The following is a 14,205-nucleotide window of genomic DNA, read 5'->3' on the forward strand; positions in this document are numbered from 1 at the left end:
CAGAGACCAACATGGACAGAGAAAAGCTGGTTAAAGACCTGCTGTACCAGATTCGACTGGGCGAGGACTCCGGATATGAGTTCAAGCGAGTTGAAATCCGTGGCAACAAGATCAAAGGCCCAGACCAAAAAGACCTGGCCGACGAAATGGCTGCCTTCGCCAACCAGAAAGGCGGCTACTTGATTCTGGGCGTAGACGACAAAACCCGGCAAATCACCGGCATTCCGGCCGACATGCTTGAGGCGGTGCAGAAGCGGGTGAAAGACGCTGCCACCGACAACGTAGAGCCGCCCCTGCCAATAGCCACCCGCTTGCTGGAACTGCCTGATGAACACGGCGACATGAAGAACGTGCTGCATGTGGACATTGAGAAGAGCCTGTTCGTGCACAGCAGCAATGGCCGCTATTTCCACCGTGTGGCTGAATCCAAACAACCCATGAAGCAGGAGTACCTGGCCCGGCTGATGATGCAGCGCAGCCAGTCCCGGTTGATCTGGTTGGACGAGCGCCCGGTGCCTGGCACCCGCTATGAAGATCTGGACCCGAGCCTGTACCGCAAGTTCCTGCGTGAGGAAGGCCAGCCCGAACGCACCCAGCTCCGCAAACTTCGCATGCTGGTGGACGACGATGAAGGCAATGAAAAGCTGAGCGTTTCCGGGGTGTTGCTTGGCACCCCAAGCCCGGTCAACTGGCTGCCAAACGCCTACATTCAGGCCGTCTGTTACGCGGGCGACAACCGCGATGCAGACCAGCAAACCGATGCCATGGATTTCACCGGCCCCCTGGACCAGCAAATCAGCGGCGCCCTGGCGTTCGTTGAAAAAAATCAGCGCGTGGCCGCCCGTAAGCTGCTTGGCCGTGAAGACATCCCCCAATACAGCCTGACCGCCATCTTCGAGGCGTTGGTTAATGCCGTCGCCCACCGGGATTACGATATTTACGGTGCTCATATACGCCTGCACATGTTTGCAGACCGCCTGGTACTCTGTTCACCGGGCGCTTTGGTTAACACCATGGAAGTGGACGAACTCATGGCCCGGCAAGCCTCCCGCAACCAGCTGATCACCAGCCTGTTGGCCCGCTGCCCCTATGAACACCCCACCATCAACCGCTCCCGGATGATGGATAAGCGGGGTGAGGGCGTTCCGGTGATTTTCAACGAATCTGAAAAGCTCTCTGGCAAACGCCCGGAATACAAAATGGTCGGAGAAGAGTTGCAGCTGACCGTCTATGCGGCGAAGAAAGAGTCTTACCGAGACTGACGCCCATCACTTCAGCACAGCGCTATCCGACAGTCTCCCGAATTAAAGGAATTTCCAGCAGTATGAGCACACCAAACACCCAGATGAACGGCCAGTCCCTGGACATTGCCGAGCAGCGCCGCAGAGAGTTGGAGCAATTGTTCCCGGGCATTTTCACCGAAACTCGAAACGACCAGGGCGAGCTAAAGATAACCATTGATCTGGAACGCCTGAAAGCGGAGCTGGGTGAGTTCACGGACATCTACGACAGCCGCCGCGAACGCTACGGCATGGACTGGCCGGGTAAGCGGGACTGCTTGCGTCTGATCCAACAGCCTTCCACTGCCACCCTTAAGCCCTGCCGGGAGGAATCGGTGGATTTCGACGCCACCGAAAACCTGTTCATCGAAGGCGACAACCTCGAAGTGCTCAAACTGCTGCAGAAGAGCTACTACGGCAAGGTGAAGATGATCTACATCGACCCGCCCTACAACACCGGCAAGGAATTCATCTATCCGGACAACTTCAGTGAAAGCCTGGACACCTACCTGCAATACGCCGGCCTGAAAGACAGCGAAGGCCGCACCTTCTCCACCAACACCGCCAACGAGGGCCGCTTTCACACCAAGTGGCTGAACATGATGTACCCCCGCCTGTATCTTGCTCGGAACCTGCTGCGGGAAGACGGGGTGATCTTTATTTCCATCGACGACAACGAGGTGGAAAACCTGCGGCGGATGTGTGATGAGATTTTTGGGGAAGAGAATCAGATAGCGTGTCTTGTCTGGGAGAAGGGCAGAAAGAATGATGCGAAGTTGTTCTCTGTAGGACATGAGTACATGCTCGTCTACGCGAGGAGCAGCAGTGTTCTCAAGGAGAAAAATATTGTCTGGAGGGAGGAAAAACCTGGCGCAAAGGAAATTTGGGAGCAATATTTGTTGTTGCGAGAGCGGCATGGGAAACAAGATGCGGCTATCGAAAGCGACTTGCAGGCATGGTTCGCGGAGCTGCCAAAGTCTCATCCTTCAAAAAAATGGAGTCGGTATAAGCGAATAGACAAAAACGGGCCTTGGCGCGACAGAGATATATCCTGGCCAGGTGGTGGAGGGCCTGAGTACGATGTAATTCATCCAGTGACGCAAAAGCCTTGTGTAGTCCCAGAATCTGGTTGGCGGTTCGCTAATCCCGATGAAATGAAACGGCAAATTAAAGCTGGGCTCGTTGAGTTTAGAGAGGATCACACGAAACCCCCGTTTCGTAAAACCCACTTAAAGCCGATTGCGGAAGAGCTGGAAGATGACGCTGAAGACTCTGTTGATGATGAGGGTTTAGCAACACAGGTACGCGGCAGCTATATCTATAAACAGAGTCAAGTGGCTGTCAAATACTTAAAAGGGTTAATGGGTGCAAAGCTATTCAATAACCCCAAAGACCATGTTGAAATTAAGCGTCTCATTAAGTACGTGTGCGGCGAAGAAGGTGTCATTCTAGACTTTTTCTCTGGATCTGGTACCACTGGTGAATCAGTTGCTGAGCTCGCAATAGAAGACTGCTCAGAGCTCAAATATATCCTAGTGCAGTTGCCTGAACCGAACTCGGAAAAAGAGAAAACAGGAAAAGCTGCGCTCAAGGCTGGATACTCTACGATCGCGGATATATCCAAGGATAGGCTACGCAAAGTTTATTCCGGACTTGAAGCCGAGCATGGGCGCCGAGCTCAACACGAAAACAAATGGGGGTTTAAGGTCCTGAAGCTAGGGAAAAGCAACTTCAAACTCTGGCAAGCCCCCGCCAAAGATGTCTCCGATGAAGAGCTCCTTAAACAAATGGAGCTAAATGTCGATCACATAGACCCCAACGCCAGCCAGGAAGACCTGCTCTACGAACTGCTGATCAAGGCCGGCGTGATGCCCACGGAAAAAGTGGAGCAGGTCGAGCTGGCCGGTCACACAATGTTTTCCGTCGCCGAAGGCTCCCTGCTGGTGCACCTGGAAGACGACATCGACCAGGCCCTGATTGACGTGGTGCTGGCCAAAGCCCCCGGCCAGTTTATCTGCCTGGACAAAGCATTCCACGGCAACGACCAGCTCAAGACCAACGCCGTGAAAACCTTCGAGGCCTTTAATCAGGGCAAGGAAAAAATTGACCAGATCGATTTCAAAACGGTGTAAGGGGCTTTGGCATGAAACTGAAGTTCAACCCCAATCTCGCTTACCAGCAAGACGCCATCGAATCCACGCTGTCGGTGTTCGAGGGCTTATCTACTGCCGGCGAGCCCTACCGTAAGCTGGGCATCGCCAACACCTTGGCGTTGGACCCGGACAAACTGCTGGATAACCTGCACCGGGTGCAGGAACAGAACTTTATCGAGAAATCGCCGCACCTGTTTGAAGCTGGGGATGAGTACCCGTTCCCCAATTTCTCGGTGGAGATGGAAACCGGCACGGGTAAAACCTACGTCTATCTGCGCAGTATCTTCGAGCTGCATAAGCGCCTGGGGCTGCGCAAGTTCATTATTGTGGTGCCGTCGGTGGCTATCCGGGAAGGCGTGCTGTCGTCCCTAGCCATGATGAAGGAACATTTCCGTAGCCTCTACAACAACGCGCCTTTCGATCACTACGTCTACAGCGCCAAAGACCTTTCCAAGGTGCGCCAGTTCGCCACCGCGAACACGCTGCAGATTATGGTCATCAACATCCAGGCGTTTCAGCGGGACGCAGGGGATGTTGACAGTTACGACAGCCTGACCCCGGACGAGATCAAAAAGCTCTCAGTGATTCACCGGGAGCAGGATCGGATGTCCGGCGTTAAACCGATTGAATTCATTCAGGATGTGCGGCCGGTGCTGATCATCGACGAACCCCAGTCGGTGGACAATACCCCCAAGGCTCGCCGGGCCGTGAATCACCTGAAGCCATTGTTTGCCCTGCGCTATTCCGCCACTCACCGTAACCCCTACAACGTGGTGTATCAGTTGGGCCCGGTGAAGGCCTACGACATGAAGCTGGTGAAGCAGATCTCGGTGGCGTCTATCCAGTCCCAGAACAATGTAAACCAGACGTACCTCAGGCTGAGCTCGATTGGCTTCAGCGGCAAAGCCAAGACCCCCTCGGCTTCGGTGGTGATTTTTGAAGACACGCCCAACGGCACCCGGGAAAAGACTGTCAAACTCAAGCAGGGAACGGATCTGTCTGACCACACCAAGCGCTTTGGGTATCAGGGCTATGTGGTGGATGAAATCTACGCAGAGCCGGGTGCGGAATACGTGCGCTTCGCCAACAACGTGATTCTGGAGCCCGAGCAGGAAAAGGGCGGCGTCCACGACGATGTGTTGAAAGCGCAGATCCGCCAGACGGTGGAGGAGCACTTCAAGAAAGAGCGCAATCTGCAGAAGCAGGGCCTGAATGTGAAGGTGCTGTCGCTGTTCTTTATCGACAAGGTGGCCAATTACCGTTACTACGATGAGCACGGCCATGTTCAGAAAGGTAAGCTGGCTCGCTGGTTTGAGGAGGCTTACAGCGAGCTGGCCGCAAGCTCGCTGTTCAGAGACCTGCCGAAGCGGAATGTAGAACAGGTGCACAACGGCTATTTTGCCGAGGTGAAAAAGCGCGGCAAAGTGGTGGAGCTGAAGGACACGAGTGGCACTACTGCCAGTGACGCAGAAGTCTACAAGTTGATCATGGAAGACAAGGAGCGGTTGCTAGATGACGCAGAGCCCTTGCGCTTTATATTCAGCCATTCGGCGCTTAAAGAGGGTTGGGACAACCCGAATGTGTTCCAGATCTGCACCCTGCGGGAATTCGGCAGCGAAAAGGAGCGCCGACAGACCTTGGGCCGTGGTTTGCGCTTGCCTGTGGACGCCAATGGTGACCGGGTTTTTGATCCGCAGGTGAACCGCCTGACGGTAGTGGCCAGCGAGTCTTTTGAGGAGTACGCCAAAAACTTGCAGACGGAGATGGAGAAAGACATCGGCGGCGGCTTCAAGTTTGGCCGGGTGCCGGTTATCGCCTTTGCGCCGCTGGCGATCAATGATGCCCAAACCTTGGGCCAGGAAAAATCCCGCCACCTGTGGCAAGCGCTCAAAGCGGAGGGCTATCTGGATGCCAAGGGCGACCTTACCGCCCGTTTCCAGCCGGACGACCTGTACTTCCAACTGCAAGTGCCGCTGGAATACCAGCCGTTGGAAAACGAAATCATCGACCGCCTGCGCAGTTTCATGTTTGCGGGTCGTGTTCAGGACGCCCGCAAGCGCACAGCCGTTACCTACAACAAGCGGGTGGAGCTGAACCCGGATTTCAAGGCGTTGTGGGACAAAATCAGCCAGAAAACCCGGTACTCTATTCGCTTTGATACCCAACAACTGATTGATCTGGCCAGCCATAAACTCCAGAACATGCCTGTGGTCAAGCCGGTTACGCTCACCATTGACCACACCCAGGCCAAACTGACCGATGCCGGGTTTGGCAGTGAAAGGCAGATTTCCACCACCAAGGAGCGCTATGTCAGCTCCCATGAAGTATTGCCGGACCTGATTGGCGCCTTGCAGGAACGCACACACCTGACCCGAGGAACCTTGCTGACCATTATTCGGGGCTGCCGCCGCTTGGGGGAGTTCAAAGCAAACCCGCAGGGTTTCATCACTGAAGCAGCGCGGCAAATACAGAAAGCGCTAGATGAACTGTTGGTGGATGGCATTCGCTACGAAAAACTGGCCGGCGAGCATTACAAAATGGAGCTGTTCAATGAGCCGGAGCTGGAGGCCTATCTGGACCGCTCTTATCAGGTTCAACACGGCAACCAGGGCGATCAGGTTCAGACACCCTACGATTACATTGAGTGCGATTCCCACATTGAGCGGATGACCGCACAAGCGCTCGACGGCGCGGAGAACGTGAAGTTTTTCTGCAAGTTACCCCGCTGGTTCACGATTCCGACGCCGGTTGGCGATTACAACCCGGACTGGGCGGTGGTGCTTGAGGAAGATCGCAAGGTGTATCTGGTTCGTGAGACCAAGACCACCCACGATAGCGACAAGCGCCGGCTGGAGGAGAACCTGAAGATTCTGTGTGGCGAGGCGCATTTCGAGGCACTGGGGGGGGTGGACTACAAAGTGGCGGCTTCGGTTGCGGAGGTGACGGCTGTGTAACGCTGGAGCCTCATGCGGAACGCTTAATACATTTGCACGGGCTCCATTCTTCAGTTTGGCTGTTGCTCAAACACCCTGCGCAGCCAAGTGGAATCGGTGCGCCATTCGGTAGGCTGCCGTACCAATACACATTGCGTAATGGTCCTTATTTTCGGCGATTGTTTTTAGAAACTTTTTCCTTACCTCTTTGGCCATCCACCTAAAAGCGTTCCTGGCTGGGCCCAGGGGTTCGGGTACGTAGCGCATGGCCTCAGTACAGCCTCCGGATTCCTGAATTAACTCGTAGGTTAGATTGAATAGAGGCTCATTCGGAAACCAGCTTGCAGCTTGTTGGCCAAATATCGTAACCAGGAATTGTTGCAGATGGTCCCTTTCATAAATATCCATACTCATCTCTCCCTGATGTTTCTGATCAGTTCCTTATACTGTTTTTCAGTTCCCGCGATAGTCATCTGATGGATGGCACCGCGATCAAAGATAAAGAGGTAACCTTCCTCATTTTGTTGGTTGTAAGTTCCCAAAATCTTGGCATTGCCAACGGTCTCTTCGACTACTTGACCCTCCGGTAGACCGAACTGGCGAGCCTGCTCTTCCGCAAGCACTTGAAGCCATTTAGGCAGAGAGTCGCGCCGGGCAGGAAGGAAGAGTGAATGGAGATACACTTCCTCTATGCCCGAGAGGTTGATCTTGGGATAGATCGCGGTTGAGTCTACGACTCGGTGTGACAGAGACCAGTCATCGTATTTGAGGATGAGCGTGGTGCTGCTGTGGGAAATGAGCTTCGGCTCGGCGTAGCCCAGGGCCAAATCTTGAGACAAGACCAGCTCCCCGGATTGGGCCTGAAAAGCAGTTAATAGTATGCCTAGCAACAGTAACCGTGTTGCTTCCATAAAACCTCCTTGTTTAAATTCAGTGGCGATTCGCCGTCCGGAATTTTTGCTGGCCGGTTGGCACATGTCAATCCGAATGTCGTTAGCGAGCGCCCAATGCGAAGTGGGTCTCACGGTACGCGGAGTGGGAAACTTGAAAATCTAACTGCCGGCGTACCCAAGCTCCTTGTTAACAAGGTTGAACAGCTCGCCACCCTTGTGCCAGCGGTCAAAGTTCTCCAGGAACTGGTCCGTCAGCGCCCGCTTCCAGCCGATGAAATCGCCCGCCATATGCGCCGTCATGATCACATTATCCCGCTCCCAGAGCGGATGATCCTCCGGTAACGGCTCCTCCTCGAACACATCCAGGGCCGCGCCGGCAATTTCGCCGTCGTCCAGCGCCTGGATCAGATCATCCGTCTTCACAATGGGCCCGCGGCCAATATTGATCAGCCTGGCCGACTTCTTCATCGCCGCAAACGCCTTGCTGTCGAACAGTCCCTCGGTTTGCGGTGTCAGTGGTGCGGCAATCACCACAAAGTCCGCATGGCTCAGCTGGTCATACAATTCATCGTTGCCGTGCACCGCTACAAAGTCCGGGTCTTTCTGTCGGGGTGTGCGGGCAATGCCATGGGCATGCATGCCTGCGGCGTTAACCAGTCGGCCGATTTGGCGGCCGATGGAGCCGGCGCCCACCACCAGCACCTGCTTGCCTTCGGCCCGCTCCGTGTCTCGATGCTTCCACTCGTGCTTCAGTTGTAAGCGGATGGACCGGGGGAAATCCTTGGCGAACATCAGAATGCTGCACAGCACATATTCCGCAATGGTCCGGTCGAAGATGCCCCGGGCATTGGTCACGGTAACGTTGCCTTTGATCAGCGCCGGGAACATGAGTGCATCGACACCGGCACTGGTGGCGTGAATCCATTTCAACCGGTCTGCGGTTGGCCAGGCGGCTTCCAGAGCTTCAGTCCGGAAATCGGTCACCATCATGACATCGGTGCCCGGCAGGGTGTCCCGGAGTGTCTGTTCATCGCAGGCGAAGCGAACTTCCGCCCTGGCCTGAACGGCTTCGATGCCGGGAGGCGGTGCCTCGCCAGGCGCTGTCAGAACAGTGACAACCGGTTTGTTGGACGCTGTCATTTCACCTCCGCAGGAATCGCAATGATTGGTTTTAGTCCATCGTTGTAGTCTGGTAGGCGAGTGGGTGTGGGTCAACCTGGCTTGACGGATCCATTGCCTCGGCGGGTTTGTTCAGTCTTTAGTCCCACGGGCCTTGTACCGCTGATTTTTACTGACTAACCTGCAGGGGTAGGTCTTTATTTACCCTGTTATCGGGAGGTGCGTATGGCGGAATCCGCGAACAAGGATACCGGCGAGACCAAGCCGCGGAAAGTGAAGTACCGCAAGACCAAGGCCAGCTGGAACCCGGCCATGCAGGCCATTCCTGTTTCGGGGATTCGCCGGCTGGTGAATATGGCATCCACCATGAAGGATGTGATTCACCTGTCGATAGGGCAGCCAGACCTGCCAACACCAAAGCATATTATTGATGCCTACATTGACGCGCTGAACGCCGGCCAAACCGGCTACACCATGGATGCCGGCCTGCCGGAACTGCTGGTGGCCCTGCGGGATTACTATGGCAAGCGCTACAATCGCAAGCTCACCCGCGACAATATTCTGGTGACAAGCGGTGCCACCGAGGCCATGTACCTGGCCATTTCGGCGACTTCGGCGCCCGGTCGGCAGTTTATCGTGACGGACCCGTCGTTCCTGCTCTATGCACCCCTTATCCGGATGACCGGCGGTGAGGTGAAGTTTGTGCCCACCCGGGCTGAGAACAACCACCAGCTGGACCCGGATGATGTGATCCGGGCCATGGGGGCACGGACATTCGCCCTTATCCTGAATAACCCCAACAATCCGACCGGAGCGGTGTATCCCCGCAGTACGGTCGAGACGATTCTCGAGGAGTGCGCCTATCGCGGGATTCAGGTTTACGCAGATGAGGTCTATGACCACCTGATCTTTGATGATGATGATTTTGCCAGCGTCCTGAACTGTTCTATGGATCTGGATAACATCATGTGCATCAGCAGCTTCTCCAAGACCTACAGCATGGCGGGTTTGCGGGTTGGTTGGGTCATCTCCAGCCAGGCGGCAATCAAGTCGCTAAGGCGCTACCATATGTTTACCACCTCGGTGGCCAATACACCGTCGCAGTTTGCCGGTGTCGCTGCCCTGACGGCAGACCAGCAGTGCGTGCGCGACATGGTGGATATTTATCGCGAGCGTCGGGACAAGATTGTGGAGCTGATCGACCAGACTCCCTATCTGACCGGCTACAAGCCCGGCGGCGCGTTCTTCGCTTTTCCAGATTTGCCGCCCCATGTGGATGGTTCTGATCTGGCGCTCCGGATGCTGAAGGAAACCGGGGTATGTGTGGTGCCGGGTGACGCCTTCGGTGAGCACTGCACCAATGCCCTGCGCTTCAGTTTCTCGACGACCTGTGAGCGGATGGAAGAGGCGTTCGACCGGATCATCCCCTGGATGGCCAAGCAGCAGTTCTGAGCTCGCATGTCTGCGCTTGATTCAGTTCTCGTTCAATGCCCTTACTGCTGGGAGACGCTGGAAATCAGCGTCGACCCCTCGGTGGCTGAACAGGAGTATGTCGAGGATTGCCAGGTGTGCTGTCAGCCCATCGTGCTGACCGTAACGTTTGATGAACGGCTGACCCCAACCGTGCAGGCCCGTGCTGAGAACGACTGACTCCCTCACCAATCGTTAATCAACACGGCTTGCGTGGAAGGCATGCCTGCCGCAGGATAGGGGGCTCGGTTTCAGAGGAAGAAAAATGAAAACATTCATGCAGGTTCGGGCCTGGTTCCCGGTTCTGGTGCTGGCGGTACTGGCCAGTGGTTGTGCGAGCATTTCACCTTATGCCATCTCCGAGGGCGAGATTGAGCGGCATCTCAAGCGGGCCGTGGCCGACTATGATCGGCAGCATTTGCAGAGTGGATCGCCGCTCAGCCTGAGTCTTAGTGATGCAGATATTACCCTGGGGCCGGATGGTCGCGATGTGGCGGTGATTGATCTTCGGGGGCAGGTGGCTTTGAACGCACTGATGGCCAAGCTGCCGGTGGACTTGGCGCTCAAGGTTGAAGGTGCACCAGTGTATGACAGTCAGGAAAAAGCGGTGTACATCCGCCGGCTCCAGCTTCTGGAGAGCTCCATTGATTCACCCTTTTTCAAGGGCGACCTGGCGCCGGTCACGGACAACGTGATGCGGGTGGTGGCCCAGATGCTGGAAACCATGCCGGTGTATCGCCTCAATGAAGAAGACTTTGCCCAGCGGATGCTGGGCATTGTACCCGTGGATATCCGGGTTGCTCCCGGGCGCCTGGAGTTTGTCACCGCCGACAGATGATACCGCCGCGGTTCCAGGATAGGTTCTGTGAGAAAGGCCGAATGATGGATGTCATCCGGTCTTTTCGTTTCTCGAAATGGGTCTCAGGCGGTGGCTTTCAGAGCCTCCTCGAAGATGCCGGTCGCTTCATCAATCTGGTTCTGGGTGACGATCAGTGGCGGCAGCCATCGGACGATTTCCTGGTAAGGCCCGCAGCGCAGCATCAGTAACCCCCGGTTTTCGCATTCCTTGAGGATCTTGCCGGCGCGTTCGCCATCGGGGCAGTCGCCCCGGCGCATTTCAACTCCTACCATCAGGCCTTTGCCCCGGACATCGGCCATCTCCGGATAATCCTTTTTCAGGGCGTGCAGGTTGTCCCACAGGCGTTTGCCCATGCGGTCTGCATTCTCCACCAGGCCTTCTTCGCGAATGACATCAATGGTAGCAATAGCCGCCGCCGCAGCCACGGCATTGCCTCCGTAGGTGCCACCCTGTGAACCGGGCCAGCCTTTGGACATGGTTTCCTCGGAAGCCGCCAGGGCAGAGATCGGGAAGCCGCTGGCCAGGCCCTTGGCGATCATGATGGCGTCCGGGGTGACACCAAAATGCTCATGTGCCCAGAACTTGCCGCTGCGGCCGAAGCCGGCCTGAACTTCATCGAACACCAGCATGATACCGTGTTTGTCGCACCGTTCCCGAAGGCCCTTCAGGAAGCGGGCGTTGGCGGGTACGTAGCCGCCTTCACCCTGAACCGGCTCAATCAGCATGGCTGCGGTTTCCTTAGGGGCGGAATAGGTCACGAAGATTCTGTCCAGCTCCCGCAGGCAGAAGTCGGTGGCTTCATCCAGGCTCCAGCCATAGTGAAAAGCGTGTGGAAAGGGGGCAACCACAACGCCACCCATCATCGGGCTGACACCGGCCCGAAGGGCAACGCTGGAGGTGGTCATGGACAATGACCCCATGGTGCGGCCATGGAAACCGCCATGGAATACAATCACGTTGGGTCGTCCGGTGGCCTGGCGAACCAGTCGAACCGCACCCTCGGCCACCTCGGTGCCAGAGTTGGAGAAGAAAAAGGCATTCAGAGGGTCTGGTGTCAGCTCTCCGAGTTTTTCCGCCAGTTCCGGCAGCCTGGGGTTCATCACCGTGGTTGCCTGGGCGTGAATCATGGTAGCCACCTGTTTTTGGGCAGCGGCCACCACTTTCGGGTGGCAATGGCCAGTGCTGGTGACACCGATGCCGGAGGTGAAATCCAGATACCGACGGCCCTCGGGGTCAATAATATAGGCGCCTTCGCCCTTGGCGGCAGTAATGCCGGTAGCCTGCTTGAGCAGGGGAGACAATTTGCCTTTGTGGTCGGTCATGGGCACCTCCCGAAGTGAATGAAATACCTCTTTAGCAGACTAGTCAGGCCTGCAGGCGTTTACAAATGGCATCGCCAATCTGGCTGGTAGCCCGTTGCTGGTTACCCTGTTCGGCAAGGTCAGCGGCTACTGCGTCGAACAGCTCCTTCCCGGCCTGTGCCAGTTTGGGGTCTTTACGGCCAAGCCAGTCGAGCATGCGCGCCGTGGTAAACAGCATGGCGGTGGGGTCTGCAATACCCTGGCCGGCAATATCCGGTGCGCTGCCATGGGTGGGCTCAAACATGGATGGCATGTGCGGGTCGGTCGGGTTGAGGTTGCAGGAAGGCGCAACGCCCATGCCGCCAGAAAGCACGGCTGCCAGGTCGGTCAGGATATCGCCCTGCAGGTTGCTGGCCACCACCACATCAAAGGCCCAGGGGCACTGAACAAACTTCATGCAGGCGGCGTCTACCAGCTCGTGATGGGTGGCCACGTCGGGAAAGTCGTGGCTGACTTCCTCAAAGACTTCGGTGTACATGTCACCCCAGTAACGTAAGGCATTACGCTTGGTCACCAGGCACACCTGGCTTTCACAGCTTCGGCCATCCAGTGTGCGGAAGGCGCGGGTACGGCCTTCCTGCACCCGCTCACCAGCCCGCTTGCGGGCCTGCTCAAAGCCGTAACGGATGATCCGTTCGGTGGCCCGGCGGGTGAAGACCTCCATCTGGGTGGCCACTTCGTCTGGCTTGCCCTGACGCAGTCGCCCGCCCTGACTGACGTACTCGCCTTCACTGTTCTCGCGAATCACCAGCATATCGATGTCCTTGGCGCGATCATCTTTCAGGTACTGCCTGGCGCCGGGCAACAGTCGCGCAGGGCGTTCACACACCCACTGGTCGAAACCTTTACGCATGTCCAGCAGGGGAGCCAGGGAAATGCTGTCTGGCAGGAGGTACCGGTTGGTGTCGTCCATAGGGCCGGGATCGCCCAGGGCGCCCAGCAGGATGGCATCATAGGCCTTTAGCTGGGTAAGCGCGTCTTCCGGCCAGGATTCTCCGTACTCTTCGTGCCAGGCATGGGATGGCCAGGGAAATCGGGTCCATTCCAGTGCCAGGTTGTGCTTCGCGCGCAGGGTCTCCAGACAGCGGACTGCCTCGGCGACAACTTCCGGGCCGATGCCGTCTCCGGGGGTAACTGCGATGCGAGTGGTCTGGGCCATTCCGGAGCCTCCTAACGTGCGGTGTTTGCGGGTTTTGAACAACAACCCCAGTGTAGTCCTCGGGCTGGCAGATGCCAGTGGTGGTGGCTTTAATTAATTGACGAAGTTTTACGACCCGTTGGTTGATAGCTATAGTGGAAACTAATTGATTCTTTTAAGCTTCAAGTGACATGTATCTGTTTTTTGTTCCGGAGCCCGTGTGAATAAACCCGAAGTACTATTTGATGAGTCACATTGTGAGCAGTGTGCCTGTGGGAACGGTCTGGATTTTGCGTTCAGTTTTGCTTTCCAGCCCATCGTGGACGCGGACAACAAAACGGTGTTTGCCTACGAGGCGCTGGTGCGCGGCCCCGAAGGAGAGGGCGCCATGTCGGTGCTGTCCAGGGTCAATGAAAACAACCGTTATGCGTTTGACCAGATTTGCCGGGTCAAAGCGGTCAAGCTGGCAGCCAAGCTCGACATGCAGCCGCTTCTCAGCATCAACTTCATGCCGAACGCGGTGTACAAGGCTGAATATTGCATCCGGACCACTCTGGCGGCGGCGAAAACCTACAACTTTGATACCCGGAAAATCATCTTCGAGATGATTGAAAACGAGGATCTCAGTTCCGTAGAGCATCTGTCCTCCATCATCGAGGCGTACCAATCGATGGGGTTCAGCACTGCGATTGACGATTTCGGGGCCGGTTACTCCCGCTACAACATCATGATGCTGAGCCCGCCGGATCTCCTGAAGCTGGATATGGCGCTGGTGCGGAATATTCATGACGATTCCAATAAACAGGCGGTTGTGCTTGGAATCATCACCATGATGCGCCATCTTGGTGGTCGGATTATCGCGGAAGGCGTAGAAACCAAAGAGGAATACTTCTGGCTGCGCTCCCAGGGAATTGCGCTCTATCAGGGCTACCTGTTCGCCAAGCCGGGGTTTGAGTGCCTGCCGGAGCCCGTGTTCCCGGACTGACCACCTAAATGTAA

At 56.2% G+C, this 14,205-nt stretch carries 12 protein-coding genes; 7 read left to right on the forward strand and 5 right to left on the reverse strand.

The features are described 5' to 3' along the window. Window positions 1-11 precede the first annotated feature (11 nt). The 3 genes from C7H10_RS02315 (at window position 12) to C7H10_RS02325 (ending at window position 6,387) form a co-directional block, all read left to right on the forward strand. A complete protein-coding gene (locus C7H10_RS02315) occupies window positions 12-1,262 on the forward strand; it encodes an ATP-binding protein (protein ID WP_106693549.1) in 1,251 nt (416 codons plus the stop codon). 62 nt (window positions 1,263-1,324) lie between these two features. Then, entirely contained in the window at window positions 1,325-3,412 is a 2,088-nt protein-coding gene (locus C7H10_RS02320; protein ID WP_106693550.1) for a site-specific DNA-methyltransferase, read from the forward strand. A gap of 11 nt (window positions 3,413-3,423) precedes the next feature. After that, window positions 3,424-6,387 (forward strand): restriction endonuclease, encoded by a 2,964-nt coding sequence (locus C7H10_RS02325; protein WP_106693551.1) that lies wholly within the window; start codon window positions 3,424-3,426, stop codon window positions 6,385-6,387. Window positions 6,388-6,453: 66 nt separating this feature from the next. Here the strand turns inward: C7H10_RS02325 and C7H10_RS02330 are convergent, their stop codons facing one another. The 3 genes from C7H10_RS02330 to C7H10_RS02340 form a co-directional block, all read right to left on the reverse strand. Next, on the reverse strand, window positions 6,454-6,774 hold the full coding sequence (locus C7H10_RS02330) for a hypothetical protein (protein ID WP_106693553.1): 321 nt from the start codon (window positions 6,772-6,774) through the stop codon (window positions 6,454-6,456). A gap of 2 nt (window positions 6,775-6,776) precedes the next feature. After that, window positions 6,777-7,277, reverse strand: a complete 501-nt coding sequence (locus C7H10_RS02335; RefSeq protein WP_106693554.1) for a hypothetical protein — start codon at window positions 7,275-7,277, stop codon at window positions 6,777-6,779. A gap of 141 nt (window positions 7,278-7,418) precedes the next feature. After that, the gene (locus tag C7H10_RS02340; protein WP_106693556.1) at window positions 7,419-8,399 is read right to left on the reverse strand and encodes a D-2-hydroxyacid dehydrogenase; all 981 of its coding nucleotides are present in this window, start codon (window positions 8,397-8,399) and stop codon (window positions 7,419-7,421) included. Window positions 8,400-8,603: 204 nt separating this feature from the next. Here C7H10_RS02340 and C7H10_RS02345 point away from each other — a divergent pair, with 204 nt between their 5' ends. From C7H10_RS02345 to C7H10_RS02355, 3 genes are all read left to right on the forward strand, one after another. After that, on the forward strand, window positions 8,604-9,830 hold the full coding sequence (locus C7H10_RS02345; protein ID WP_058090650.1) for a pyridoxal phosphate-dependent aminotransferase: 1,227 nt from the start codon (window positions 8,604-8,606) through the stop codon (window positions 9,828-9,830). 6 nt (window positions 9,831-9,836) lie between these two features. Continuing rightward, window positions 9,837-10,028: a CPXCG motif-containing cysteine-rich protein gene (locus C7H10_RS02350; protein ID WP_058090649.1), complete on the forward strand. Its 192-nt coding sequence runs from the start codon at window positions 9,837-9,839 to the stop codon at window positions 10,026-10,028. An 85-nt stretch (window positions 10,029-10,113) separates the two neighbouring features. Then, entirely contained in the window at window positions 10,114-10,686 is a 573-nt protein-coding gene (locus tag C7H10_RS02355; RefSeq protein ID WP_058090648.1) for a YceB family lipoprotein, read from the forward strand. An 83-nt stretch (window positions 10,687-10,769) separates the two neighbouring features. Here C7H10_RS02355 and C7H10_RS02360 read toward each other — a convergent pair whose 3' ends face one another. Together C7H10_RS02360 and C7H10_RS02365 are read right to left on the reverse strand one after the other, a co-directional pair. Then, window positions 10,770-12,029: an aspartate aminotransferase family protein gene (locus tag C7H10_RS02360; protein WP_058090647.1), complete on the reverse strand. Its 1,260-nt coding sequence runs from the start codon at window positions 12,027-12,029 to the stop codon at window positions 10,770-10,772. Window positions 12,030-12,072: 43 nt separating this feature from the next. After that, window positions 12,073-13,227, reverse strand: coding sequence for an isocitrate/isopropylmalate dehydrogenase family protein (locus C7H10_RS02365; protein ID WP_106693557.1), 1,155 nt, complete (start codon window positions 13,225-13,227; stop codon window positions 12,073-12,075). 199 nt (window positions 13,228-13,426) lie between these two features. On the opposite strand from C7H10_RS02365, the gene C7H10_RS02370 reads away from it, so the two are divergent. Then, window positions 13,427-14,191 (forward strand): EAL domain-containing protein, encoded by a 765-nt coding sequence (locus C7H10_RS02370; RefSeq protein WP_208622790.1) that lies wholly within the window; start codon window positions 13,427-13,429, stop codon window positions 14,189-14,191. The last annotated feature ends 14 nt before the right edge of the window (window positions 14,192-14,205 follow it).

Source organism: Marinobacter shengliensis (assembly GCF_003007715.1).
In the GTDB taxonomy this organism is placed as follows: Bacteria; Pseudomonadota; Gammaproteobacteria; order Pseudomonadales; family Oleiphilaceae; genus Marinobacter; species Marinobacter shengliensis.

Excerpts from the sequence above, each read along its gene's own strand:
- C7H10_RS02315 (WP_106693549.1), top strand. The coding sequence starts at position 12 with ATGGACAGAGAAAAGCTGGTTAAAGACCTGCTGTACCAGATTCGACTG.
- C7H10_RS02320 (WP_106693550.1), top strand. The coding sequence starts at position 1,325 with ATGAGCACACCAAACACCCAGATGAACGGCCAGTCCCTGGACATTGCC.
- C7H10_RS02325 (WP_106693551.1), top strand. The coding sequence starts at position 3,424 with ATGAAACTGAAGTTCAACCCCAATCTCGCTTACCAGCAAGACGCCATC.
- C7H10_RS02330 (WP_106693553.1), bottom strand. The coding sequence starts at position 6,774 with ATGGATATTTATGAAAGGGACCATCTGCAACAATTCCTGGTTACGATA.
- C7H10_RS02335 (WP_106693554.1), bottom strand. The coding sequence starts at position 7,277 with ATGGAAGCAACACGGTTACTGTTGCTAGGCATACTATTAACTGCTTTT.
- C7H10_RS02340 (WP_106693556.1), bottom strand. The coding sequence starts at position 8,399 with ATGACAGCGTCCAACAAACCGGTTGTCACTGTTCTGACAGCGCCTGGC.
- C7H10_RS02345 (WP_058090650.1), top strand. The coding sequence starts at position 8,604 with ATGGCGGAATCCGCGAACAAGGATACCGGCGAGACCAAGCCGCGGAAA.
- C7H10_RS02350 (WP_058090649.1), top strand. The coding sequence starts at position 9,837 with ATGTCTGCGCTTGATTCAGTTCTCGTTCAATGCCCTTACTGCTGGGAG.
- C7H10_RS02355 (WP_058090648.1), top strand. The coding sequence starts at position 10,114 with ATGAAAACATTCATGCAGGTTCGGGCCTGGTTCCCGGTTCTGGTGCTG.
- C7H10_RS02360 (WP_058090647.1), bottom strand. The coding sequence starts at position 12,029 with ATGACCGACCACAAAGGCAAATTGTCTCCCCTGCTCAAGCAGGCTACC.
- C7H10_RS02365 (WP_106693557.1), bottom strand. The coding sequence starts at position 13,227 with ATGGCCCAGACCACTCGCATCGCAGTTACCCCCGGAGACGGCATCGGC.